General features: G+C 32.7%; 27 protein-coding genes and 1 tRNA gene. 10 read left to right on the top strand and 18 right to left on the bottom strand.

The genetic code is table 11. The annotated features are described in order from the left end of the window. The 4 genes from Q4Q35_RS00335 to Q4Q35_RS00320 form a co-directional block, all read left to right on the top strand. Nucleotides 1-730: TRAP transporter large permease (locus Q4Q35_RS00335; protein WP_303275926.1), on the top strand; the 730-nt coding region annotated here is incomplete at its 5' end. 69 nt (nt 731-799) lie between these two features. Continuing rightward, nucleotides 800-1,642, top strand: a complete 843-nt coding sequence (gene kduI, locus Q4Q35_RS00330) for a 5-dehydro-4-deoxy-D-glucuronate isomerase (RefSeq protein WP_303275925.1) — start codon at nt 800-802, stop codon at nt 1,640-1,642. Between the two features lie 5 nt (nt 1,643-1,647). After that, nucleotides 1,648-2,439: a gluconate 5-dehydrogenase gene (locus Q4Q35_RS00325; RefSeq protein WP_303275924.1), complete on the top strand. Its 792-nt coding sequence runs from the start codon at nt 1,648-1,650 to the stop codon at nt 2,437-2,439. Nucleotides 2,440-2,460: 21 nt separating this feature from the next. Beyond that, nucleotides 2,461-3,636 carry a BT3233 family polysaccharide utilization protein gene (locus Q4Q35_RS00320; RefSeq protein ID WP_303275923.1) on the top strand — a complete coding sequence of 392 codons (1,176 nt, stop codon included), beginning with the start codon at nt 2,461-2,463 and terminating at the stop codon, nt 3,634-3,636. Nucleotides 3,637-4,049: 413 nt separating this feature from the next. Here the strand turns inward: Q4Q35_RS00320 and Q4Q35_RS00315 are convergent, their stop codons facing one another. The 8 genes from Q4Q35_RS00315 to Q4Q35_RS00280 form a co-directional block, all read right to left on the bottom strand. Beyond that, a complete protein-coding gene (locus Q4Q35_RS00315) occupies nt 4,050-5,120 on the bottom strand; it encodes a PepSY-associated TM helix domain-containing protein (protein WP_303275922.1) in 1,071 nt (356 codons plus the stop codon). A 59-nt stretch (nt 5,121-5,179) separates the two neighbouring features. Further along, nucleotides 5,180-7,717 carry a TonB-dependent receptor plug domain-containing protein gene (locus Q4Q35_RS00310; protein WP_303275921.1) on the bottom strand — a complete coding sequence of 846 codons (2,538 nt, stop codon included), beginning with the start codon at nt 7,715-7,717 and terminating at the stop codon, nt 5,180-5,182. A gap of 130 nt (nt 7,718-7,847) precedes the next feature. Then, on the bottom strand, nt 7,848-8,771 hold the full coding sequence (locus Q4Q35_RS00305; protein WP_303275920.1) for a FecR family protein: 924 nt from the start codon (nt 8,769-8,771) through the stop codon (nt 7,848-7,850). A gap of 85 nt (nt 8,772-8,856) precedes the next feature. After that, nucleotides 8,857-9,402: a sigma-70 family RNA polymerase sigma factor gene (locus Q4Q35_RS00300; RefSeq protein ID WP_303275919.1), complete on the bottom strand. Its 546-nt coding sequence runs from the start codon at nt 9,400-9,402 to the stop codon at nt 8,857-8,859. Nucleotides 9,403-9,821: 419 nt separating this feature from the next. Continuing rightward, entirely contained in the window at nt 9,822-10,070 is a 249-nt protein-coding gene (locus Q4Q35_RS00295) for a hypothetical protein (protein ID WP_303275918.1), read from the bottom strand. Between the two features lie 291 nt (nt 10,071-10,361). Next, entirely contained in the window at nt 10,362-10,616 is a 255-nt protein-coding gene (locus tag Q4Q35_RS00290; RefSeq protein WP_303275917.1) for a hypothetical protein, read from the bottom strand. A 266-nt stretch (nt 10,617-10,882) separates the two neighbouring features. After that, nucleotides 10,883-11,311 (bottom strand): hypothetical protein, encoded by a 429-nt coding sequence (locus Q4Q35_RS00285; protein ID WP_303275916.1) that lies wholly within the window; start codon nt 11,309-11,311, stop codon nt 10,883-10,885. Nucleotides 11,312-11,587: 276 nt separating this feature from the next. Continuing rightward, a tRNA-Met gene (locus Q4Q35_RS00280) sits at nt 11,588-11,661 on the bottom strand. 132 nt (nt 11,662-11,793) lie between these two features. Here Q4Q35_RS00280 and Q4Q35_RS00275 point away from each other — a divergent pair. Continuing rightward, the gene (locus Q4Q35_RS00275) at nt 11,794-12,183 is read left to right on the top strand and encodes an START-like domain-containing protein (RefSeq protein WP_303275915.1); all 390 of its coding nucleotides are present in this window, start codon (nt 11,794-11,796) and stop codon (nt 12,181-12,183) included. Nucleotides 12,184-12,243: 60 nt separating this feature from the next. Continuing rightward, nucleotides 12,244-13,086 (top strand): aminotransferase class IV, encoded by an 843-nt coding sequence (locus Q4Q35_RS00270; RefSeq protein WP_303275914.1) that lies wholly within the window; start codon nt 12,244-12,246, stop codon nt 13,084-13,086. Here Q4Q35_RS00270 and Q4Q35_RS00265 read toward each other — a convergent pair. The 5 genes from Q4Q35_RS00265 to Q4Q35_RS00245 all read right to left on the bottom strand — a co-directional run bounded on the left by Q4Q35_RS00265 (nt 13,083) and on the right by Q4Q35_RS00245 (nt 17,622). Continuing rightward, on the bottom strand, nt 13,083-13,646 hold the full coding sequence (locus Q4Q35_RS00265) for a YqgE/AlgH family protein (RefSeq protein WP_303275913.1): 564 nt from the start codon (nt 13,644-13,646) through the stop codon (nt 13,083-13,085). The two genes, Q4Q35_RS00270 and Q4Q35_RS00265, sit on opposite strands and share 4 nt — an antisense overlap. Before the next feature lie 124 nt (nt 13,647-13,770). After that, entirely contained in the window at nt 13,771-14,043 is a 273-nt protein-coding gene (locus Q4Q35_RS00260; RefSeq protein ID WP_102754658.1) for an HU family DNA-binding protein, read from the bottom strand. 189 nt (nt 14,044-14,232) lie between these two features. After that, nucleotides 14,233-15,180, bottom strand: coding sequence for a methionyl-tRNA formyltransferase (gene fmt / locus Q4Q35_RS00255; protein WP_303275912.1), 948 nt, complete (start codon nt 15,178-15,180; stop codon nt 14,233-14,235). Then, nucleotides 15,177-17,081 carry a RecQ family ATP-dependent DNA helicase gene (locus Q4Q35_RS00250; RefSeq protein ID WP_303275911.1) on the bottom strand — a complete coding sequence of 635 codons (1,905 nt, stop codon included), beginning with the start codon at nt 17,079-17,081 and terminating at the stop codon, nt 15,177-15,179. The genes fmt and Q4Q35_RS00250 overlap by 4 nt, the downstream gene beginning before the upstream one ends. Before the next feature lies 1 nt (nt 17,082). Continuing rightward, nucleotides 17,083-17,622: an AAA family ATPase gene (locus Q4Q35_RS00245; RefSeq protein WP_303275910.1), complete on the bottom strand. Its 540-nt coding sequence runs from the start codon at nt 17,620-17,622 to the stop codon at nt 17,083-17,085. Between the two features lie 202 nt (nt 17,623-17,824). Between Q4Q35_RS00245 and Q4Q35_RS00240 the strand changes: the two genes are divergently transcribed. From Q4Q35_RS00240 to murA, 3 genes are read left to right on the top strand one after another with little or no spacing between them, the layout of a single operon-like run. Beyond that, nucleotides 17,825-18,118 carry a DUF493 domain-containing protein gene (locus tag Q4Q35_RS00240; protein WP_303275909.1) on the top strand — a complete coding sequence of 98 codons (294 nt, stop codon included), beginning with the start codon at nt 17,825-17,827 and terminating at the stop codon, nt 18,116-18,118. A gap of 21 nt (nt 18,119-18,139) precedes the next feature. Then, entirely contained in the window at nt 18,140-18,829 is a 690-nt protein-coding gene (locus Q4Q35_RS00235; RefSeq protein ID WP_303275908.1) for a DUF4290 domain-containing protein, read from the top strand. Nucleotides 18,830-18,837: 8 nt separating this feature from the next. Further along, the gene (gene murA, locus Q4Q35_RS00230) at nt 18,838-20,148 is read left to right on the top strand and encodes a UDP-N-acetylglucosamine 1-carboxyvinyltransferase (RefSeq protein ID WP_303275907.1); all 1,311 of its coding nucleotides are present in this window, start codon (nt 18,838-18,840) and stop codon (nt 20,146-20,148) included. A gap of 85 nt (nt 20,149-20,233) precedes the next feature. Here the strand turns inward: murA and Q4Q35_RS00225 are convergent, their stop codons facing one another. From Q4Q35_RS00225 to Q4Q35_RS00215, 3 genes are all read right to left on the bottom strand, one after another. Then, on the bottom strand, nt 20,234-20,458 hold the full coding sequence (locus Q4Q35_RS00225) for a KTSC domain-containing protein (protein ID WP_303275906.1): 225 nt from the start codon (nt 20,456-20,458) through the stop codon (nt 20,234-20,236). 257 nt (nt 20,459-20,715) lie between these two features. Further along, nucleotides 20,716-20,931: a hypothetical protein gene (locus Q4Q35_RS00220; protein WP_303275905.1), complete on the bottom strand. Its 216-nt coding sequence runs from the start codon at nt 20,929-20,931 to the stop codon at nt 20,716-20,718. 127 nt (nt 20,932-21,058) lie between these two features. After that, nucleotides 21,059-21,760 carry an MIP/aquaporin family protein gene (locus Q4Q35_RS00215; protein ID WP_303275927.1) on the bottom strand — a complete coding sequence of 234 codons (702 nt, stop codon included), beginning with the start codon at nt 21,758-21,760 and terminating at the stop codon, nt 21,059-21,061. Between the two features lie 138 nt (nt 21,761-21,898). Here Q4Q35_RS00215 and Q4Q35_RS00210 point away from each other — a divergent pair, with 138 nt between their 5' ends. Next, on the top strand, nt 21,899-22,747 hold the full coding sequence (locus Q4Q35_RS00210) for a DUF2911 domain-containing protein (RefSeq protein WP_303275904.1): 849 nt from the start codon (nt 21,899-21,901) through the stop codon (nt 22,745-22,747). Between the two features lie 185 nt (nt 22,748-22,932). Here the strand turns inward: Q4Q35_RS00210 and Q4Q35_RS00205 are convergent, their stop codons facing one another. Both Q4Q35_RS00205 and Q4Q35_RS00200 read right to left on the bottom strand, forming a co-directional pair. Beyond that, nucleotides 22,933-23,919, bottom strand: a complete 987-nt coding sequence (locus Q4Q35_RS00205; RefSeq protein WP_303275903.1) for a Gfo/Idh/MocA family protein — start codon at nt 23,917-23,919, stop codon at nt 22,933-22,935. Then, nucleotides 23,897-25,711 carry a sodium:solute symporter family protein gene (locus tag Q4Q35_RS00200; RefSeq protein ID WP_303275902.1) on the bottom strand — a complete coding sequence of 605 codons (1,815 nt, stop codon included), beginning with the start codon at nt 25,709-25,711 and terminating at the stop codon, nt 23,897-23,899. The genes Q4Q35_RS00205 and Q4Q35_RS00200 overlap by 23 nt, the downstream gene beginning before the upstream one ends. Nucleotides 25,712-25,772: the final 61 nt, after the last annotated feature.

The following is a 25,772-nucleotide window of genomic DNA, read 5'->3' as shown; positions in this document are numbered from 1 at the left end:
GGCCCTTATGGGGTACATCGCCTATGTGGCCATAAAGAGAAAGTTCTCAAAAGAAAAACGATCGACCCTAAAAGAGATCTGGACACACTTTAGAAAAGCCTTTTTCAGTTTACTGTTATTAGTGATCGTAGTAGGCGGTATTGTAGCCGGCATCTTTACAGCGACCGAAGCCTCAGTGATAGCCGTACTGTACGCAGCCATACTGGCCCTGATATACGGAGACATCAGTACAAAGGACTTTCCAGATGTACTGTTGACCAGTGCCAAGACAACAGCCGTGGTGATGTTTTTAATATGCACCTCAATGGCCATGTCGTGGCTGTTCTCCTTTGAGAGCATCCCAGAACTGATGAGCAGTTTCCTGTTAGAACAGTTCAGTAATAAATTTGTGATCTTTTTAGTGATCAATATCGTGTTGCTGGTTATAGGCACCTTTATGGATATTACCCCAGCCGTACTGATATTCACCCCCATCTTCCTACCCGTAGTGGTGGCCTTGGGTATGGAGCCAGTACACTTTGGGATAGTTATGGTACTAAACCTTTGTATAGGATTGTGTACCCCACCAGTAGGAACGATCCTCTTTGTAGGAAGTGGCGTGGCAAAGATATCCGTATCACAAGTAATAAAACCTTTACTACCGTTTTTGGCAATAATGATCATAGTACTGTTATTAGTACTTTACATCCCACAAATATCCATGTTTTTACCTAAACTGTTTGGATTGTAAAATGGAGAGTTGGTAAAAGAAAAGAGTCAATAATATATAAACAAATCAAATATAAACAAATACCTAAAAATGAATATTAATTACGAATCACGTTATGCTTCTGGCCCAGGAGCAGTAAAAAAGTACGATACTTCAGAACTAAGAAAAGAATTTTTAATTCAAAATTTATTAGAACCAGATACATTAAATTTAGTGTATTCACATTATGATAGATTCATAACCGGAGGAGTCGTACCAGTCGAAAAAAGTGTTGAACTATCGACTATTGATCCATTAAAAGCTGAATATTTTTTAGAAAGAAGAGAGCTTGGAATTATTAACATAGGAGATACAGGAACGGTAACAGTTGATGGAACAGATTATGTTTTAAATAACAAAGAAGCATTATATGTAGGACAAGGAAATAAAAATGTTGTGTTTTCAAGTAACTCGGGAAGTAGTCCCGCACAATTTTATTTAAACTCAACACCAGCGCATAAAGCGTATCCTATTAAAAAAATAGGAACAGATGATGTAGAAGTTATCGAATTAGGAGCTCCCGAAACTGCTAACGCTCGTACACTTAGAAAATACATTGTAAATAGTGTTGTAGATGTTTGTCAGCTGCAAATGGGTATGACTACGCTAAAATCAGGTAGCTCATGGAATACCATGCCAGCACATGTACACGATAGAAGAATGGAAGTGTATTTTTATTTTGATGTGCCCGAAGATCAAGCAGTTTGCCATTTTATGGGAGAGCCCCAAGAAACAAGACATATATGGATTGGAAATAAAGAAGCGGTAATATCGCCACCGTGGTCTATACATTCAGGATCAGGAACAAGCGATTATACCTTTATATGGGGTATGGCTGGTGAAAACTTAGATTATGGAGATATGGATGTTTGTAAAATAAACGAATTAAGATAAAAAATATGTCTACAAACTTATTTGATCTAACAGGGAAAACAGCATTAATTACCGGGGGAACACATGGCTTAGGACAAGCCATGGCCATAGGATTAGGAAAAGCGGGAGCAACATTAGTCATAAATGGAGCGTCTTCTCAAGAGAAATTAAATAAATCGGTTGCCGAATATAAAGCCTTAGGTTTAAAAACTTACGGATACCTTTTTGATGTAACCAACGAATCTCTAGTTATAGAAAATATCGCTAAAATTGAAAAAGAAGTAGGTGTTATAGATATTCTTGTGAATAATGCTGGAATAATAAAAAGAACCCCTTTAGAAGATATGGAGGTTTCAGACTTTGAACAAGTGCTTAAAGTAGATTTGGTAAGCCCTTTTATCGTGTCTAAGCATGTGGTAAAAGGTATGAAAGAAAGAAAAGAAGGCAAGATTATTAATATATGCTCTATGATGAGCGAATTAGGACGTAATACTGTAGGAGCCTATGCAGCAGCAAAAGGCGGTTTAAAAATGTTAACCAGAAACATGGCAACAGAATGGGCCAAGTTTAATATTCAGGTTAATGGCATTGGACCCGGGTATTTTGCAACCAGCCAAACTGCACCTATTCGTGTTGATGGACATCCATTTAATGAATTCATAATTGGCAGAACTCCAGCAGGAAGATGGGGAGACCCTGACGATTTACAAGGAGCAGCCATATTTTTAAGTTCAAAGGCAAGTAATTTTGTTAACGGTCAAATCATCTATGTAGATGGCGGTATTTTGGCAACCATAGGGAAACCATCAAACGAATAGTATTAATATAAAATAGTAACTATGAATGCACTTAAAACCATTACTGCATTAGCTGCAATATTGTTAATTCAATCTTGTAAGGAGAAAGAAGAAAAAAAGATTTTTATTATTAAAAACGATTTAAATATCGAAAGGTCTTTTGAAACTGTTGTTCTAACAAAAGATGTTTTAAAAGTAGATGATTTATCTGCAATTGGAATTAAAGACATAAAAACAGGACAACTGGAAGTAACTCAAACTGTAGATAATGATGGTGATGGTGTTATGGATGACATATTATTTCAGCCTCAAGTACCTGCAAATACAGAAAAAGAGTATGAAGTGGTTACCGTTACGGCAGAAGAAGAACCTGAAGCTCCAGAGTATTGTTATTCACGATTTGTGCCAGAACGTACAGATGATTACACCTGGGAAAATAATAAGGTAGCCTTTAGAGTTTATGGACCCACAGCTCAAAAAATGGTTGAAGACAATGTTTCAGGAGGTACCCTATCCAGTGGAGTAGATGCTTGGTTAAAAAAAGTAGAATATCCAATTATTAATAATTGGTATAAGAAAAACACAGAAAAACCAGGAGCCTATCATGAACCCAGCCCAGAAGGACTTGATAATTTCCATGTGGGTATAAGCAGAGGAGTAGGAGGTTTGGCCGTTAAAAAAGATAGTACTTATTATTTTTCTAAGAATTATATTGAATGGAGAACTATAACAACAGGTCCTATTAGAACCAGCTTTTACTTGAAATATGCCGATTGGGATGCTCATGGTAATAAAATAACAGAATCTAAAATTGTTAGTTTGGATTTAGGAAGTAACCTATCAAAATTTGAAGTTTCAATAGGTGGCACCGACTCAATTTCTACAGGTTTAACACTTCATGAAAAAGATGGAGAAGTTTCAGGAAATGAAAAAGCCGGTTGGGTAAGTTATTGGCAACCACATGCAGATTCAGAGCTTGGAACAGCCATTATAGCTCCTGTAGATTATTTTGTGAACTACGAAACCTATGATACAGAACAAACAGATTTGAGTAATGCTTATGCAAATCTTAAAGTTGTTAATGGGAAAGTAATTTATTATGCAGGATTTGGATGGAAAGAAAGTGGTCAGTTTAATAATAAACAAGAATGGGAAGCCTATTTAAATACAGTATCTAAAAAAATAAAAAATCCATTGACTGTTAAACTGAAATCATAGTAATCTTAACCTTAAAAAGAGAATTCCTATTTTATGAGCGTGGATCAATCTGTAGCCATTTAAAGGAAAATATCAAAGAAGTTTTTTAATAATGAGCCGATTAATTTTGTTAATCGGCTCATTGTTTTATGTGTTTTAGCTAAATAGCTTCCAAGGGAGCTTACTATTTTATAAATGAATACTAAGTATCCTCTTATATATGGAGCAATAGTCAAAGTTCTGCGGTCATTTGAATTGTCATCGGTAGCGAATAAAGATTTTGAATATCCATACCCAAGACTTAAACAGATAATAAATAATTTCTGAAATTTAGATAAATACTAATAAAGTGATTAGGATATCACCAAAACCAGGGGATTAAAATTGTCAAAAAATTATAGCGCTAATTTTTACGTCAACCAACAGCTTGCATTTTATATCAATTTTTTACGAAAAAGAAAAAAACGTAACCCAGTAATATAGAGTGCCGCTGGAAGAAGTCCACACAAAAAAACTAGAATCCGATTTATAAACCCAAATGATTCACCAATATGAATTGGGTACATTTGAGCGGTTAATTTTTCTGTTTTACTATAGGTTTCATATGATTTGACCTTTGTAACAACTTTATCAGACGTAGTGAAAATTTCAGTAGGTTTTCTTAAACCACTTTGAATTGTTGTTAAATTTATAAAACGAAATCTATGGTTAGATGCAGTACCCAAAGGGTAACTTATTGTTATAATCTTATAATGTGGATATAAATCTATTGCCGTTTTATCAAAATTAAATGGTGCTCCGATTTTAGGTAAGATCAATGAAGTTTCGCTTTTGATTTTAAAAGTGGGAATTATATTTAATACATCATTGTATCCGGAATAGTATGTAAAATACCCTCCTGTGATAGCAATAATAAATAAAGGAAGCAATCCATATATACCAATTAACTTATGCAGACTAAAATTAAGAACTTTAGAATTAGTACTTTTCTTAAATGAAAGCCCTTTTCGCCATCGCTTTTGGTATATGGTAGACCATAAATAGAAGCCACTTCCGAGTATTAAGAAACAAAAAAATAAAGAAGATGTTCCTATAATATATGACCCTATGGCACCTATACATAAATTTCTATGTAATTGTAAAAGGGTATTAAAAAAAGTAATTGTTGAAGGGTTTTTTCCTAAGTATTCACCACTACTAGGGTGATAATAATAACAATCTCCGTTAATGAAATCAACCTGAATAGTTTCTCTTTCTCTTTCAGGAAATCTGATGGCCGCTAATGAATCTCTATGAATTTTTTCAAGGTTTTTAGCCGTTTTAAGATGGTCTTTATAGGTAGTTGCATTTGCATTAGAAATCTTTAAAACTTCTGGTGCTAATAAGCCAGATAATTCAGGTTGCCAAACATACAAAGCCCCTGTAATACCAGAAAAAGAGGCAATGAGGCCAGCTGTTAACCCCAGCCATAAATGAATTTTCCTTAAATATTTTTTGGTATTCATAGTTTTAAAAGTAGAAAGAAACGATTAATCGTTTCTTTCTACTGAATTGGGTACAAGCTCTATATTGATAGCACAAAACCTAAATTTAAAGTCATACCACTTCCTTTTTGATAGTATGGGCCGCTACCTCTAATCTCCGAATTTACAGGGAAATAATCCGCATTAAAAAGATTGTCCACTCCTAATTTGAATGTGATATTATCTAATCTGTATGAAGAAAATAAATCAACTAAAGTGTATCCCGTTATAGGGTTTTTACCATATTTGCCTATATCATCTGTAGAAAAAACATCCCTGCTTCCTACATGAAAAATCTGAAGTAGAGCATTCCATTTTGCCGAAAACCTATAATTCAATGTGCCTGTTAGTTTTAAAGGGGGTACAATTGCATTGTAAAGCTTAGATTCGAATTCTCCGTCATTATCACTATCTTCTTCCCCATCGACATAACCTACAGAAGCCATTAAAGAGATTTTTTCGGTTATCGGGGCAGATAAAATGGCTTCAATACCATAAATATTTTGAGGCTGTATTCTTGATTCATAAACTTGCGGGGAAGTCTCAACAAATCTAACTCCTTTTTCTGATGTACTGTAGTAACCTGCAACCTCATATTTTAAAATGCCCGTTTTTCCCATAAACCCTAATTCATAATTATTTGTAATACCTGGTTCTACAATAAAATCATTAACGGATAGACCATTCCTGAGATCTAAACCAATATCACCGATAGTGAAACCTTGTGAAAAGCTTACAAAGGGTTGAAAAGTCTTCAATTTATTGTATTTCAATCCTGCATTAAAGACAAGCGCATTATCGTCAAAAGAGTTTTTATCGATGATGTTTCCTTCAAATAGGAGTTCACTAATATCCACCTGCATGTTTTCGTATCTAATACCACCTTTTAAGACGATTCCCGAACCTAACACTAATTTGGCTTGTGCAAAAGGGGCTATACTCTTTAAATCTATTTCAGGTGTTACCAAACTACCGTCAAGGTTTTCTTGAACTGTAAAATCTTCCAATAGGTCCAAGCCATAAAGAAAAGACAAGTGAGATGATTGGTTTACAGGAATATCCGTTTTAAAATTAAAGCGCAATCCTTGGTTTGTTGCTAAAATTTTATTGTATCCCTCGAATATATTTTCTGAGCCATTATAATACCAATTGGCATTAATGTCTGTATTGAGAAAAACATTAGTACCTGAATATTTTAAGTAAAGGTTTATGTTTTTGGGCGTTCCTCCCCTAATATCCGAATCTCCAAGAATTCCAATAGCTGGTTTCTCACCGAATACTCCATTTTCGTTAATGTACTTACTGTCTTGACGACTATAAAAAGAGTTTCCCATAAACTCAATACGGTGGTCTTTAGCAATGGTATAGCCTATTTTTCCAAAAATATTAGAGGACTGCGTTTCGCCAAGGCCATAAAGAGGACTTATTACCTCACTGTCGGCAGATCTTAGCACTCCAGTCTTTTTATACCTTGCTGATAGTATAATATCAAGACCATTTGTTTTTGAAAAAAAAGTAGGACTGATGGAGTAACCAAAAGTATCATCTGTATTGGCAAGATTAAAGTTACCATTCACATCCATACTAAATTTCTTCCCATTTTGTTTTAAAGGTTGCTGGGTTATATAATTTATTACTCCCCCAGTTGCACCATTACCGTACGTGGCAGTTGCTCCGTTTATGACCTCTATTCTTTCCAGAATTCCTGTGGAAATTGTTCTAAGGTCTCTTGATCCATCTCTTAGAGGAGAGGTTTGCGGAATTCCGTCAATTAACATCAATGGATCTCTACCTCTTAATTTAGTAGAAAATGCATTTTGACTTTCTTCGCTGGGAGAAAGGCCTGGAACTGTTAAGGATAAAATATCCGGTAGATTATCATCTATTGCCGCTTGTTGATTCAATGTTTTGCCTGAGATTATAATTACAGTCGAGGGTACCTCTGAAATATTTTCAGGAATCCTACTTTCCGTAACGATAACTTCATCCAGATTTTCTGAAGTCTGGGCGAGTTCAAAATCAATAATGGTAATGTTATTTTTGGTTATAGTGATGTCTTTTTCAACCACCCCAAAACCTATCGATGAACTGACTATGATATATTCTCCTTCCGGTGCATAAAAACTATAGTTTCCCTCTTCATCTGATGATGCGCCAAAACTAGTGCCTTTCAATACAACAGAAACAAAGGGAAGTACATCACCATTAAAGGTACCGGTCTTACCAGTAACCTGACCTTTTTTTGTGTCGGTCTGAATAAGAATCGTATTACCACGAACGGCGTAGTAAATCTGGTATGCTACAAGTAATTCGTTCAATATCTCACGCAGGGTTGTCTCAGAGTAGTCTTTACTTATTTTTCGATTATCACTTAATGCATTGGGCGCATAGGAAAAGGAGCAATTTGCCATACGCTCTAATTTGGTGAGTGCATCGGCTAAGGTTTCTTTTTCAAAGGTTATGGCGATTTCCTTGTCCAGAATCGATGTCTGCGCAAAAAGGGTATATACGTTAAAGCATAAAAGGAATATTGGTATTAATATACCTTTAGAGGGTATACAGAATGTATTAAATTTCATATTTTTGATTTTGGTGTTCTTTAATTGTAACGATTAGATGACATCGGGCCAGTATGTAGTTTAGCGACAGCATGCTGGTCTTTCATTTGTGTCTATTTTATTTTACTTCATTTATATTTCGGTATTTTGGTTAATAGATAATGATAATTTCGCCTTCTTTTCGATAATTGAATTTCAACACAAAACTTAAGTCCTCGAGAAGCGTATCTAGTTTTGGTTTGTCATACCTGCCCTTAAAAAAATCTTTTTTCAGGCTTTCTTTTTCAATACGGATGGTTACCCCATAGCGACGTTCCAACTTTTGGGTTATTAGCTCAAAAGGTTCATTGTTAAAAATCAATTTTTCAGATATCCAACCTATATAATTTTGAGGGATTACGCTTTTCTTAGTAATCGTGCTGTCTTTCAAAATGGCTTGTTCGCCGGGTCGAAGTATGATTCCATCATCGAGATTTCCATCTTTAGCAGCAAACAGCACACGTCCCCCATGTAAGGTAAGAGCAACGTTCTCATTGGCATATGCAGAAAGATTAAATTCCGTACCCAAAACTTTGGTCAGCGATGATCGCGTATTTATGATAAAAGGTCGTAGACTGTCTTTCGAAACCTCAAAGAAAGCTTCCCCATTCAATGAGATTTCCCGAGATGATGTAGTGAATTCTTTAGGAACTTTCAACTCGGAAACCGAGTTGAGATACACCCGTGTACCGTCATCCAATACAATGGTTTGAATTTGTCCAACATCCGTTTTATAAATCTCATAGTTGTTAAAAAACACATTATAGATTCCAAGGCCTATAAACAGTAATACTGTTGCTGCGATGCCTAAAAAATTCCATGTTGACTTGAGGCTTCGAGTAGAATCCAGACTGTCACCTGTCGCAGCTTGGATGTTCTGCCATAGCTTTTCCTCTAAAAAGGTAGGTACGTCAAGATTCTTTTCGGTTTTCTTTACACTATTCGTTGATTTCAACCATACTTCTACGGCTTTCGATTCTATTTCTGAGCAATTTCCCTTGACGTACTTTTTTAATATTTGGGGTGTTACTTCCATCGTTTTTGATTAAGTCCTCTATATATAGAGTCGCAAAAAAAAGGATGAGGTCCTAGTCGGGCACCTAAAAAAATATGGATAAATATTATAAACTGCCTTTTAGATGCGGACGGATGTAGGACAATGCTTTGGTAATGTGGTTCTTGACTGTTTTTGGGGAAATATCTAAAAGTGTTGCAATTTCTTTGGTGGTCAAATTATTCTCCCTGCTCAAGCGGTAGACTTTTTGACATTGACAAGGCAAACGGTCTACAATCACCTCAAGATCTTCTTTCAAAAATCCCTCCAATGCTTCATTATGTTCCAATACTATTTCATCGAAACCCGCTTGATCGCACAGGTTGCAATCCCCCAAATGACATTCTTTGAGCTTAATTTGGCTACGGTAATAATCTAGCACCTTGTATTTTGCGGCTCCCACCAAATAGACTTCAATAGAGCTATCTATTTTTAAATCTTTGCCCTTTTTCCATAAGGAAACAAATATGTCTTGAACCATTTCCTCAGATGCTTCGGCATCATTGGTCTTCTGAAAACATATAATGTAGAGCCTTTTCCAGAAATCTCGGTAAAGGTTTTCAAAAGAAGACTTTGATCCTGGTTTATATATGTTTTTAACTGATTTATCCAACCTAATACTTATCTATCTGATATAGCTTTATGAGCAAATATAAGTAATAAATTTTATTTAGATTAAGTATAAATAACGAAAAGGAATTTTTGTAGTTGGGTATCGTATTGACAAGAACTGAGTTATTAAAAAAATATTCCATAAAGAAGAAGTAATAAAGTAAACCAATTTGTAACCCGATAGCGCGGATTTGCAATCCGTGCCCTACTAAATAAGATTTTTATACTTTACGAAAAATCAGAAAACACCAACAAAGTAGAAAGCCACTATGACCGATATCGGTTATTTTATAACGATAATATGCCAGTTTAAATAGCGAATTTGATGTTGTTATATTGAATGTTTTTTTAAAATAAATATGGCACGGATTGCAAATCCGCGCTATCGGGTATTTGGGTTACTTGAAAAAATGAAAATAGTTAATCTTCATTTTTTTTCTTTTTTCTTCTCTTTCTTTTTTTTCTTGAAAGCTCTTTATTTACCTCAATTGATCCAAGACGAGATATTCGGAAGCTTTTAATCTTTTTATCTTTTTTGATTATTAATAATAATATTATTTCTTTAATGATTCTCCATAAGAAAAATATAATAAAAGAAACGATTATCAAATGATTTAATAAAGTCTCTTCATTGGAAGTAAATTTCAGTATTTTAGTTAGTTCTTTCAATAAATATTTATATTAATAAATAGCCAATGCATTTGACTAATTTGTCAAACGATTCGTTTTAATAATACAGATATTTAAAAATTGAAAGATCGTCCTAAACTAACAGAGACCTTTTTGCAGTATACGTAAATATAATAAAAATTTAATAGCTGACAAAATGGATTAGGTATTATCAATCTTCATATATCAATGTAAGTAGCTTAAAATCAGAAATAAACATCACCTTTATATGATCAAGGAAGACAAATCCTTTGTGACAGATGTTAGGGTTACTTGGAAAAAGAAAAATAGTTAATCTTCACTTTTTTTTTCTTTTTTCCTCTCTTTCTTTTTTTTTCTTGAAGGTTCTTTGTTTACCTCAATTCCATTGCGAGATATTTTGAAGTTTTTAATATTTTTATCTTTTTTGATTATCGACAATATCATTATATCTTTAATGATTCTCCAAAATATAAATACAATTAAGGGAGCGGCTAGTAGAGAGACATCTAGTAGAGAGACTTCATTATAAGAAATTAATCTTAAAAGTTTGTTTAGTTTATTCATTAGTTATTAATCAGCATAAAACTGCATAACGCGTTTTACAAATTGGTAAAAGCGAATACACACACATAATACACAGATAGCCCTAACAGTGTATTATATTATATTCCAGAACTGATTAATAGCGGACACAATGTAGTAAAAATCACTTATTTGAACAAAGTTTTTTATTACAAATTTTAAAATCAACTTTATTCTATCTTTTAAGATCAACGACAAACTCTACCTTAATATGATCGAGAAAAGGAAAAGCGATGTGGATGTGTAATTTATCGTTCAGTCAGTTTAACGTAGTGTTGACGATGCAAACCATAAGGAGCATTAATTTTACCTGATAAGATAAGTTTTGATGATTTATTTTGTGTACTTGGGTATAGTTTGATATGCTCAAAACGTCTTCCCATACAAGTATTAACTGCGATTTTTTCTAAAATACAGTCAGTAGCTTTTTTATAAGCTTCTTGGCGTGTGGCGAATACTTTACCCTTGTGTATTTGGCGTTCAACATAATTTTTAACATCGTGAAATACAGCATCTTTAAATTTAACATCTGTTTCCATTAGTTGTTTAAGTTGTGCATGGATATATTGAGTTTCGTCACCTTCAATCCACTGATTCCATCGTATGAATTTAGCTTGAACACCTACCTTATCAAAGATTTTCTTATTTCTCTTAAACCCGATAGCGCGGATTTGCAATCCGTGCCCTACTAAATAAGATTTTTATACTTTACGAAAAATCAGAAAACCCCAACAAAGTAGAAAGCCACTATGACCGATATCGGTTATTTTATAATGATAATATGCCAGTTTAGACAGCTAATTTTATGTTGTTATATTGCATGTTTTTTTTAATAAATATGGCACGGATTGCAAATCCGCGCTATCGGGGTATAATTCTAAAATAAGTATTGATGTTGTACAGAAGTAAAAAACCCAAGATTCTAAACCTTGGGTTTTCCTTTATTTCCTTAGTAGCGAGAGGGGGGCACGATCCCCCGACCTCCGGGTTATGAATCCGACGCTCTAACCAACTGAGCTACCTCGCCATAATTTAAGGCTGCAAATATAAAAACAATATTATTGTAAGCAAACCGATATAAGATAAAATATTATTAAAAATAGTTGTTCTACTTATCAATTAATGTATATATTGGGAACTTAAAATTTTTAAACTATTTATGGACGATAAAGTTAAATTTGATATTGAATTTCCAATACATGCATCACCCCAGCTGTTATATCAATATATTTCGACGCCTTCTGGGCTATCAGAGTGGTTTTCAGATAATGTGAATTCCCGAGGTGAACTATTCACTTTTATATGGGATGATAGTGAAGAACAAGCAAAATTGTTAAGTAAAAAAAGTGGCGAACGTGTTAAATTTAGGTGGTTAAATGATGAAGATGATCAAACTTCGTATTTCGAAATAAGAATTCAAGTAGATGAAATTACCAAAGATGTATCGTTAATGATTACCGATTTTGCTGATGAAGACGAAGTTGAAGAAGCCAAAATGCTTTGGGAAAATCAGATTTCTGATTTAAAGCAAGTACTTGGTTCTGTTTAAGTCTATATTTTAAATTATATTTGTCCCGCTCTTATATTAGCTATTAGAGCGGGATTTTTTATGACAAATTTTAATGGAAATATTCTAGAAGAAAGCACAATACTTTCAATTGAAAATAGAGGCTATAACTATGGTGATGCTTTATTTGAAACTATAAAAGCAAGTTTTGGCAACATCTTATTTTGGGAAGATCATTATTTTAGGCTCATGGCATCTATGCGTATTATGCGCATGGAAATCCCTATGAGTTTTACCATGGAATATTTAGAAGAACAAATTCTTAGTACGTTAGAATCTAATGAACTATTAAAGTCATCTGCAAGAGTAAAATTGATAGTACATAGAAATGAAGGTGGATTATATACTCCAAATTCGAATGATGTGAGTTTTATAATTTCAGTAAAACCTATTCAAGATGATTTTTACTTACTTCAGGATAGTTTTTATGAAGTGGATCTGTTTAAAGACCATTATGTATCACCAAGTTTATTATCTACTTTAAAAACGAATAATAAAGCGTTAAATGTCGTAGGGAGTATTTATGTAAAAGAGAATAATTTACACAATGGTATAGTTTTAAATACAAATAAGCATGTAATAGAAGCGCTTAATGGTAACATTTTCCTAGTAAAAGGTAATATTATAAAAACGTCTCCAATAAGTGATGGCTGTTTAAAAGGAATCATGCGTAAACAAATTATAGATATTATTAAAAGTTTACCTGATTATGACATTGTTGAAGAATCAATATCCCCATTTGAGCTTCAAAAAGCTGATGAAATTTTTATAACAAATGTTATCGTAGGGATTCAACCAGTAACTAAATATAGAAAGAAGGTATATCTTAATGAAGTATCTAAAAACCTATTGCAAAAGTTGAATGTTAAGGTAAGATTGAATTAATTATAGTTTGGGTTTTCTGGTGCATTAGACCAAATACTATACTCACCTCCAAATTCTAACATCTTTTCTTTCCAAAATGATTTATAGTCTTTCTCTATAATATCATTTTTATAAATATTTTTGGTAACAACCCAAGAATTAGCTTTAAGCTCTTCTTCTAATTGATTTGCTTCCCAACCAGAATACCCGAGAAAAAAACGAATATCCTTTTCGCTTATATCACCATTAGTAATAAGTTCAACTACTTTGTTAAAATCACCTCCCCAAAAAATACCTAAAGAAATTTCAATACTTTCTGGGATTAATTTTGGTATTTTATGGATAAAATATAAATTATCTTGTTCTACCGGACCACCATTATAAACTTTATAAGTAGCTTCAACTTCTGGAACCAACTCGTTAATAGTGTACTCTAAAGGTTTGTTAAGAATGAAACCTATAGCTCCATCTTTAGAAGAATGATCTGCTATTAATACAATCGATCGGTTAAAAGAAACATCACCTATTATCGCAGGTTCAGCGATTAACAAATCCCCTTTTTTTGGTTTTATTGTTATCATGTTTTTGAGGAATTAGTAACTAAATCTAATATTTATTTATTAAAAAAGCAAACTTGTTTTGTTGATATAAAAAAAGATGCTCCCAAAATTTGAGAGCATCTTTTAATATAAAAAGAGTAAATAACTAGTTTACTGCATTTGATAAATCTGATCCAGCTTTAAACTTAACAACGTTTTTAGCTTTGATTTTGATAGTTTGTCCAGTTTGAGGATTTCTTCCTTCTCTTGCAGCTCTTTTAGAAACTGACCAAGATCCAAATCCTACTAAAGAAACTCTATTACCTTTTTGTAAAGCTCCTTCAATTTCAATGATTGCACACTCTAAAGCTTTTTTTGCAGCTGCTTTAGTAATTCCTGCGTGTTCTGCCATTGCGTCGATTAAATCTGTTTTGTTCATAATATAAAATTTAATTATTAATAAAATTGGTTAAACATTATTGTTAAATCCTACTACAAATTTATACGGATTATGCAACCACGCAAGTAATAGCAAGGGAAATACATAGTATTGTTAATAACTTGATGCTTTTGTTAATAAAGGAAGTGTATTTCGTCGAGTTTTTGAAATATCAATGAGAATAGGGGTTTAGAGTACTTTGGCATTTTTTTCAAAAGTGTAGCCATTTAATAGAGACTTTATATCCATAGCTCTTTTGCCAGGAAGCTTAATATCGTTTATAATAATATAACCGTTTGTAACTGCAACTTTTAACTCTTTTTTATTAGAAACTATGGTTCCTATACTTTTTGTATGAGGCGTCATTTCTTTGTCTACATGATATATTTTTATATCTAATTCATGATCTCCATTTATTAAAGTACACCATGCAGCCGGATATGGACTTAAACCACGTATCTTATTATATATATTGTCTATAGACTCGTTCCAATCAATTTTACAATTGTCTTTATTTAATTTATAAGCGGTTTTAATATCTTTAGATGCATTTTGTGGAGTGGTCTTAAAATCACCCTTTTTTATCAAGTCAACTGTTTTTAAAACTAAGAAACTCCCTATATTCATTAATTTGTCGTATAGGCTTCCAACATTTTCATCAGAAGCTATTTCAACTTCCTCCTGAAGAATCATATTACCAGTATCAATTTTTTCGTCGATAAAAAATGTTGAAACCCCTGTTTTGGTTTCACCATTAATTATAGCCCAATTAATAGGAGCCGCTCCACGATAGTTTGGTAGTAGTGATGCATGCAAATTAAAAGTACCATATTCAGGCATTTGCCAGACTACTTTTGGGAGCATTCTAAAGGCCACTACAATTTGAAGATTTGCTTTAAGAGCTTTTAGTTCATCTAAAAAGTTATCACTTTTTAAATTAGTTGGCTGTAAAATATTTAAGTTGGCTTCCTTCGCATATAACTTCACAGCACTTTCGTTTAGTTTGCGTCCACGACCTGCCGGTTTATCGGGGGCCGTTATAACACCAACTATATGGTATTGATTTTCTACTAATGCTTTTAAAGTGGCAACAGCAAAATCTGGTGTGCCCATAAATACGATTCTTAAATCCTTCATATATGACTTAATTTATATGTGTTTGTTGAAGTAATGGTTATAATGTTATGTTCTAATAGCAACTTTAAAACTATTTTTAAATCAGCTTCTTTACAATTTAAAGTTGAAATCATGTCTCTGGATGATAGGTCACTGTTTTCTAATAACCCTATAATACGCTTTTTTATGGTATGTATGTCTTGAGGTGCAACTCCTTTTTTAGAGTTTATACAAACCGAACATATACCACATGCTTCTATGTCTTTTTCACCAAAGTAAGTGAGGAGTTGTATACTTTTACAAACCGAATCATTTTCAATATAATCAAGCATGGCATGAACTTGATGTTGCTTTAATTCGTTTTGCTGTTCTATGGTTGATGCAATCCTGTTAATAGTCTTGTCATCTTCTCGAGGTTCTATAAAAGTGATTTGAGCATCAGTTTTTGCCAAATCAAGGGTAATGATTTCGTCGCGTTCTAATTGTTGAAGTATCGGTATTAATTTATTTTCAGTTACTGATGCTTTTTTAGAAATTTTCATCAAGTCAACCTTAGTAACATGGTCGAAAATACCACCATACATTCTTAATATTGATTTTACAATAATATTATAATCCTGATGTGTGTCTAAATAATTAAAAAGGGCTGAGCTAGATATAATAAATTGAACAGTTACTTTATTTTTAAACTGTTTAGACAAGGTGATAACGCTATTTCTATCTAATAATAACAAGGCATTATAGCATAAAACTGGGCTAAAATTATAAGTTTTACAAAAGGTGTTAAACTCAAAATTGAACGTTAGATATTCGCCTTCACCATACGATATTTGAAAATAGCTACATAACTTTTTATAAACCTGCTTAATAAAACTTACTGTTGGTAAAACATTTAAAAACTGATTTTTTACTAAAACAGAATCGCTGTTATTTTTTAAAATTACAGCAAAGGCCTTTTTACCATTACGTCCCGCACGCCCAGCTTCCTGAAAATAACTTTCAATACTTTCTGGTAAATTAAAATGAATCACTGTTTTAACATCAGGTTTGTCAATACCCATACCAAAAGCATTTGTAGCTACCATAACCTGTTTTTGGTTTTGTGACCATGCAGCCATGTTGCTATCCTTTTCAATATTTGAAAGCCCTCCATGATAATAAGTTGAAGAAATGTTTTTAGATTTTAAAAACGAACTAATTTCTGTAGTTAGCTTCCTGTTTCTAACATAAATGATTGATGATGCTACATGCTTTTTTAAAATAGTTTCAAGCCGGTAGTACTTATCATTTTCATGATAAACCATATACGCTAAATTGGGTCTGGCAAAAGACGTTTTAAATATTTTAGGCTGAATAAAATCAAGCTCTTTTATAATATCCTCAACAACTTCTGGTTTAGCAGAAGCAGTCAAGGCAACTACATTAACACTGGGTTGTATTCGTCTTAAAAGCGATATGTTTCTGTAAGCAGGTCTAAAATCACTTCCCCATTGCGAAATACAATGTGCTTCATCTACAGCTATTAAATTAACATGCATTTGTTTAATGCGATCTTGTACCAACTCTTGCTGTAAACGTTCTGGCGATATATATAAAAACTTGTAATTCCCATATATGCAGTTATCTAAAAGAGTATCTAGTTGGTTATAACTTATTCCGCTTGTAATAGCCATAGCTTTAATGCCTTTATTATTTAAAGCAAGTACTTGGTCTTTCATAAGAGAAATTAAAGGCGAAATAACGATACAAATTCCCTTTTTTGCTAAAGCAGGAATCTGAAAACATAAGGATTTTCCACCTCCCGTTGGCAATAACACAAAAGTATCTTCGCCATCAATAACCGCATTAATAATAGCCTCTTGGTTAAACCTAAATTCGGTAAAGTTCCAATAGCGTTCTAATATGTTAATGGGATGTTCCATATTACATATTCAATGTGTTTAAAATAAAATCGGTTCGATTTTCAACAGTGTCAAAAGGAACATCAATAAGGTTATAGTTATAATGTTTATAGGTGTTTAGTAAGTGTTCGTGAATGTTTATAGCTTGCTCAAAATTTTCATAACGCTCGTTGTCACTCTTATAAATAGCTTCCCATGGCTTTAATATAAAAACAGTATCGTAAGGGTGGTCTTTACAAGCTTTTATAAAACTCTGCGGATACGAGTCACCAATATAATCCATATAAGCTAATACATCTGGAATTCCTCTATCAAAAAAAATAATTTCAGAAGAAAGCATTTCGGCATCTAAAAATTGTTTTTGCCTTCCTTTTAAAAGCAACTCGCTAAACAATAACGGATTTGTTAAAAACAACTGGTCAATACCCTGTGTTTTAGCATCTAAAGTAACCTGACGCGAAATTTCTTCAAGGCAGGTATATCCTCTACTTATTAATTCGTTTATTAAAGTAGATTTACCTGTTCCCGGACCGCCGGTAATTACAATCTTTTTAGTGTCCAAATCGGTATTATTTTGCTGTAAAAATCGGAATTAAACCGCGATAAAAAAAATACAAAGAAGAACACTTATAATTAAGCTTTATTATTCTCTTAATAACGTTTGAACACAAGTTATCTATTTGTGTTAATTTATTCTTAAGTATGATTATAAAAATAAGGATATAAACATATGAAACTATATATTTGCATGATATAAAATGACTATGAATACATCTCCAGATTCTGAAGAGTTTTACGAAAAACTAAAAACACAATTATATGAAACTGCAAGTTGGCCAGCAGAATATTTATATAAGTTTATTGTAAAATCTGATGTTGAAAAAATAGTTAAGTTAGAGACCATTTTTAATAATATGGGGGCTGTTATAAATAAGACAGAATCTAAAAACGGAAAATATACTAGTGTTTCTATCAATTTATTGATGAAGAACCCCGATACAGTTATTGAAAAGTATAAAGAAGTAGCAGAAAAAGTTGAAGGGGTGATAAGTCTTTAGTTCTTTTTTTGTATTTTGCGCATGCATAACAACTTACATGCAGAAACAATTAACTCTACACATTTAATTTTGAATATAGATAATTTAGAATACAATACAGAGCGTGAGCATTTAATTATTCCTGAATATGGACGCCATATGCAGAAAATGATTAATCATGCTAAAACTATAGAAGTAAAAGAAGAGCGTAATAAAATAGCGAAGGCGATTATTTCTGTAATGGGAAATATGCAACCGCATTTAAGAGACGTTCCGGATTTTCAACATAAACTTTGGGATCAACTTTTTATTATGTCTAATTTTGAATTAGATGTTGACTCTCCTTACGAAAAGCCCACTAAAGAACTTTTTGAAGAACGTCCAGAGCCTTTAAAATATCCGCAAAATTTTCCTAAATACCGTTTTTATGGAAACAATATAAAAACGATGATTGATGTTGCAAATACATGGGAAGAAGGAGAGCTTAAAGAAGCTTTAGTATATACAATTGCTAATCATATGAAAAAGTGTTTTTTAAATTGGAATAAAGACACTGTTGAAGATGCTGTGATTTTCAGTCATTTATACGAACTTTCTGGAGGAAAAATTAATTTAAAAGATTCCAAAGAAGATTTATCAGACGCTACTAGTTTGTTACGTTCTAAGAATAAATTTTCGAATAACAATAATAAGAAAGGTCATCATAAAAAGAAACAAAGAAAACGTTACTAGTTACACGTATGGGAACATTTAAAATTGAAGGTGGCCATCAACTAAAAGGAAGTATACAACCCCAAGGAGCCAAAAATGAAGCGTTACAAATTTTATGTGCTGTTTTACTAACACCAGAATTAGTAACAATTAATAACATCCCAGACATTGTAGATGTTAATAAGCTTATTAGCTTGTTAAGAAAGTTGGGAGTTAAAATTGAAAAAATAGGACACGGCTCATATACTTTCCAGGCAGACAATCTTAATTTAGATTATTTAGAATCTGACGAATTTAAAGTCGACGGACGTGGTTTACGAGGATCCATTATGATTGTGGGACCTTTATTAGCGCGTTTTGGTAAAGGTTACATTCCAAAACCCGGCGGTGATAAAATTGGTAGACGACGACTAGATACTCACTTTGAAGGGCTTATAAACCTTGGAGCCAAATTTAGATATAGTAGAGAAGAACAGTTTTATGGTGTTGAAGCCGATAAGCTAAAAGGGACTTACATGCTCCTTGAAGAGGCTTCCGTTACAGGAACTGCAAATATCGTTATGGCTGCAGTTTTAGCTGAAGGAAAAACGACCATATACAATGCAGCTTGCGAACCTTACTTACAGCAATTATGTAAAATGCTTAATAGAATGGGCGCCAAAATAAGCGGTGTTGGTTCTAATATGCTTATTATTGATGGTGTAGAAACTTTAGGAGGCACAGACCATACCATGTTACCAGATATGATTGAGATTGGTAGTTGGATAGGACTCGCTGCTATGACAAAAAGTGAACTAACTATTACCAATGTGTCTTGGGACGACTTAGGAGTGATACCTAATGTTTTTAGAAAATTAGGAATTACTATAGAAAGAGAAGGCGATAACATCCACATACCAGCCCATACGAATGGTTATGAAATACAAAGCTTTATTGATGGATCTATTTTAACGATCTCTGATGCTCCATGGCCTGGGTTTACACCAGATTTGTTAAGTATTATTTTAGTCGTAGCAACACAAGCCAGGGGGAGTGTCTTAGTGCATCAAAAAATGTTTGAAAGTCGTTTGTTCTTCGTCGATAAATTAATTGATATGGGAGCAAAAATTATACTATGCGACCCGCATCGAGCTACCGTTATTGGACACGATTATAAATCGACATTAAAAGCTACAACAATGACATCTCCAGACATTCGTGCAGGGGTATCATTACTTATAGCAGCACTTTCGGCAAAAGGAACATCAACCATTCAAAACATTGAGCAAATAGATCGCGGCTATGAAAGAATAGATGAGCGTTTGCGTGCCATTGGAGCCAAAATTGAAAGAATAAATTAACTCTCATTTTTTCAGCCTTGGCATAAAGTCATTTCTGTTAACTATAAACTTGTTTTTAAGGTATATAAAAGAATATAGCTAATAGCTATTTTTGAGCAAAACGTAATTCATCGTATTTATCTTTTATGTACTTTAAGAAGTATAATCCTTTAGAATCGGTATCCTTAAACTCCACCCATTCGTCTTTAGGGAAGTTATGATATTGTCTGATTTGTTTGTTTTTTTTGAGTTCTACTTCTAGGATTTTAGTTTTAGAATCATAACCAATACTAGCCAGTATTGAAGATTCAATTCGGTTTCGTTTTATCATTAGGTTAAAAAGATTTGGTAAATAAAAATAAGTATTTTTAACCTAAAAAACAATACTCACTTTAATATTAAATAAGCATTATTAAATCAATTTATTACAGATTTTGTAACAAGCTAAACCCCAGAAAAATATGAAAACTTCATACATTCTGGGGTTAAATTTTTAGGATTAATAATATATTAATCTCTAAGTTTAATTTAATGTTATTAGAAGATATCTTTCATTGCAATTAGAATTGAATACAATGAATAAGATGTTTAAGGCCTACCTTTTAGCCTTTTCTCTATTTTTTGTTTAATTACAGTTAAGCGTTTCATTAAATCCATTATTTCTGGATCCTTTTCTACTTTGTAAATTTTATTTAAACTTAATATTAAGTTTTTAACTTCTCTTGATGCTTCTATTCGTTCGCTAGTTGTTTTAAAAGATTGCTTGCGTTGTTCGAATTCTAAAGCGTTACTAATAATATCCATGAATTTTAATCTATATTTATACCTGTCGGACAATTTTTATGCCAGAATTCACCAATATAGTAAAATATATGAGATTTATGTTTTTTATTAAAAAAAAATTAACATATAAAAGCTTTTTATCCTACTTTTAACAGTCGCAACAATTGTCATCTTTTACTAATTTACAAGAGGAAACAGCTGTAATGGCTCCTAAAATGGGAGCACTTATATAAAGCCATAAGTATTGAAAATTTCCGGTAAAAAGAGCAGGAGCTATAGAGCGAATAGGGTTCATAGAAGCTTTGGTCATAGGACCAGCAAACATAGCCTCTAAAAGAATAACACCACCAACTGCAATAGCTGCCATGGTACCAATTTCTTTACTGCCTGTAGAAACATTTATAATAACTACCATAAGGAAAAAAGTTAGTAGAAACTCTAAAATAGCAGCTTTAAATGGCGCAAAGCCTTCGGCAGGTGTTGTTTCTCCTAAAAATTGACTCTGAGGAAACAAAAACCATAAAATAAAACATGCCAAAATGGCACCAATGGCTTGAGCAAGTATATATTTAGGAACCTTTTTCCAAGAAAACTTTTTAGCAAAGGCAAAACCAATAGTTACAGCCGGGTTGAAATGGGCTCCAGAAATTTCTCCAAAAGCATAAATCATAGCCATAACAATAAGTCCCCAAGTAATAGCTACACCAACATGAGAAATACTACCGTTGGTAATTTCATTTATAGTCATAGCACCACAACCACAAAATACCATGGCAAATGTTCCTATTATTTCTGCATAATACTTTTTCATTAGATTTACTTTTCGCGTTACGGGTTCTACCTTTTCTATTTAGAAACCTTTAAGCCTATAATTATATAATATGCCGCAAATATACAATCTCTTATTTTAAGTTTTTGTTAACAATAAAAGGATTTTGTATGTGTAATTTAGGGGTGTTATTAAAACTCATAATTAAACATAATCAAAATGAAAAAACTATTATTAATTGGTTTAATACTTACGTTTTCTTTGAATGTAAGTGCGCAAATTAAAACACCAGCACCAAGTCCATTTTCTAAAATGGAACAAAAAGTAGGTTTAACAGATGTAACTATAGAGTATTCTCGTCCCGGGGTGAAAGGGCGTACTATTTTTGGAGATTTAGTGCCTTACGGTAAATCTTGGAGAACAGGTGCTAACGCCAGAACTAAAATCACTTTTAGTACTGAAGTCACTATTGATGGACAAACGCTTAAAGCTGGTTCGTATTCAATTTTTACCGTACCAAATAAAGATAATTGGGAAGTCGTTTTTTATAATGACGGGAAAAAATCTGGAACACCTAAAGAATTTGATGAAAAATTTGTAGCTGCAAAAACGACTGCTGATGTTTTTAAACTGCCTGTTAAAATAGAAACTTTTACCATAACATTAGACGATTTAAGTAATAGCAATGCTACCTTAGGTATGATGTGGGAGGATGTTTATGTAGGTGTTAAATTTGAGGTGCCTACAGATGAAGCCGTTATTGCTAATATAAAGAAAGTAATGAGTGGACCAAGTTCTGGTGATTATTACTCTGCGGCTGTTTATTATTTACGAGAAGGTAAAGATATTAATGAGGCAAAGATATGGATTGATAAAGCCATTGATATGACTAAAAATAAGGCTCCTTTTTGGATGTTAAGACAACAGTCTTTAATTTATGCAAAGGCAGGAGATAAGAAAGGCGCTATTAAAGCGGCTAAAAAATCTTTAGCTGGTGCTGAAAAAGAAGAGAATGAAAATTATATAAAAATGAATAAAGATTCTCTTAAAGAATGGGGAGCGATTTAATCGAAAAGAATTCCCTTGGGCTCTGTCTCGGGGTTTCCATTGAAATTGTCATTCTCGTGAAAACGTGAATCTCAATATAAAAAAACGCAGCCGTATAGGCTGCGTTTTTTATGGGTTTTTATTATATGTTTTCTGAAAAAAATATAATGTTTCTATATGTTGTTATTTAAAAAAACTATTTAATTTCAATATTCTAATTTAATGTGTGTTCTCACATCGTCAAGAAGCTTTATAAGCTGTTTACTAAAATTGAAAGTCATAATGTCGCTTTCAGTTTTTCCTTTTCGTAAGAGATCATTAAAATGTAGTGCTTCGTAATTGTATCCAATCGTTTTGTAATTAAAATCGATGGTTTTTTCTTTATCATTGGAAATTATGGTAACCGTAGTGGGCATGAAAAAGCCACTATTAATTTTAATAGTTCCTTTTTCACAGTAGAAAATAGCTTCGGTAGGTGTTTTTTCTAAAAGGGTACTTTTTAAATTGGCCGTAATTTCATGATCATATTTAAAAATCATGCTGCATGATGAATCTGCCCCATTTTCAAAAAAAGTAGCATCTGTTTCTATATCTTTTGGAATACCTAACGTAGATAATGCTACAAAAATAGGGTAGATACCGATATCTAATAAACTGCCTCCTCCTAAAGATTTTTTAAAAAGTCTGGTAGTATCATCAAACTCACGATAAAACCCAAAATCTGCTTCAATTTTTAAAATATTGCCATAGGTTTTATTATTTAACTCTTGTAAAACATATTGATAATGAGGAAGAAAATAAGTCCAAAGCGCTTCCATAAGAAGTACCTTTTTTTCTTTAGCTTTAGAAATCATAATACTAACCTCTTCGGCATTCATAGCAAAAGGCTTTTCGCATAGTACAGCAATGCCATGTTCTAAACACAATAATGTATTTTCTTTATGTAAAGCATGTGGTGTAGCAATGTAAACAGCATCAATATTCGAATCTTTTACTAAAGCTTCATAATTATTATAAGCTTTAATAGCGTTGTATGTTGAAGCAAAATCATCTGCTTTTTCCTGAGACCTTGATGCTACTGCGTATAGTTGCGCATCTTTAATAGTTATTAAATCTTTTGCGAATTTATTGGCAATATTTCCTAAGCCAATAATACCCCAGTTTATAATTTTATGTTTTGATTGTTTTGTCATTTTGTACTGCGAAAAATTGAATTACGAAAGCGATTAATATAACTAGAACACACCCAAATAAATTTAACCATAAATAAGGCATCCAATCAAACCACCAACCTGCTATAACTATAGTTTGAGTAATTAAAGCAGCAAAGAAAACTGCGTTAGCTCTAACAAATTTAAAGAAAAAAGCTAATAGGAATATACCGAGCACATTGCCGTAAAAAATAGATCCGATAATATTTACTAACTGGATTAAGTTTTCTGCAAGATTAGCGAAACAAGCAATTATTATAGCAACAATACCCCAAACAAGAGTGAAAATCTTAGTGGCTTTAACCATATGCTTTTCATCCTTTTCATCCTTAAGGTTTCTGCCATATAAATCAATAGAAGTTATAGTAGCTAAAGCATTTATTTCTGAGGCTGTTGATGACATCGCAGCAGATAAAATAACAGCCAATAATAGTCCAATTAATCCTTTTGGAAGATACTTAAGAATAAAGGAAATAAACATGTAATCTCTGTCATTTGTTTGTGTGTCTTTTGCAGAGGCTTTATACAAGTCTTTTAATTCTTCTTTCTTGATATTATAAATGTCACTTTTTTTATTATCAATAACTTGTAGCTCATTTTTTAGATTATCATATTGGTTCGCATAAACTGTATCAATAGCTCTTTTAATTAAATATTTAGACTCTAATCGGTATGTTTTTTCAATACTGTCTAGATGTAATAATGTCGTTTTTATAGACGTATCGTTATTTTGTGAAAACAATAAACTAAGCTCTTTTTTCTTATTAAAAAGCTGATTTTGCTTTTGTTGAAGATCTTGATACTGTTTAGAATATTCCGAAGTTAAAACTGTTTTTGTTGAAGCATCTATAAAGTTTAGAGGTGCTGGATTGAATTGATAAAACACAAAAACCATGATCCCAACAAGTAAAATGAAGAATTGCATAGGAACTTTTAATAACCCATTAAAGATGAGCCCCATTTGCATTTCTTTCATAGACTTACCAGACAAATAGCGTTGTACTTGACTTTGATCTGTTCCAAAATACGATAACATTAAAAATGTACCACCAATTAAACCAGACCAAACAGTATACCTGTTTTCTAAGTCGAATGAAAAATCAAGAACCTCCATTCTACCAGTAGCTCCAGCTATATCTACGGCTTCAGTAAAAGAAACATCTTCTGGAATTAAACCTAAGATTATAAATAAGGCAGCAAGCATCCCTGCAAAAATTACAAACATTTGTTGTTTTTGCGTTACAGTAACAGCTTTAGTACCTCCAGTGACGGTATAAATAATAACTAAGATTCCTATGGCTATATTTAGATAAGTTATATTCCAACCTAAAACAACAGATAGTATAATGGCAGGTGCAAAAATTGTTATTCCGGCAGCAAGACCACGCTGAATTAAAAATAAAATAGCAGCTAAACTTCTGGTTTTTAAATCGAATCTGTTTTCCAAAAACTCATAAGCCGTATAAACTTTTAAACGATGATAGAGGGGAATAAAGACGATGCATATAATCACCATGGCTATGGGTAAACCGAAATAAAACTGAACAAAACCCATACCATCTGAAAAAGCCTGTCCTGTTGTAGACAAAAACGTAATGGCACTGGCCTGCGTTGCCATAACAGAAAGCCCGATGGTCCACCATTTTGTTGTATTCCCACCACGTACATAGTCTTGTACAGTACTACTACCTTTGGTTTTCCATGTGCCGTATCCAACAATTACCAGCAATGTAGTAATTAAAACAACCCAATCGATCCAATTTAAAGTCTGCATGTTTTTAAAATAATTGTGTTATTAAGTAAAAAACAATGAAGTATATGGCATTAGCAATTAA

Source organism: Flavivirga aquimarina (assembly GCF_030540835.1).
GTDB classification, from domain to species: domain Bacteria; phylum Bacteroidota; class Bacteroidia; order Flavobacteriales; family Flavobacteriaceae; genus Flavivirga; species Flavivirga aquimarina.
This window is presented reverse-complemented; position numbering and strand designations above follow the sequence as displayed.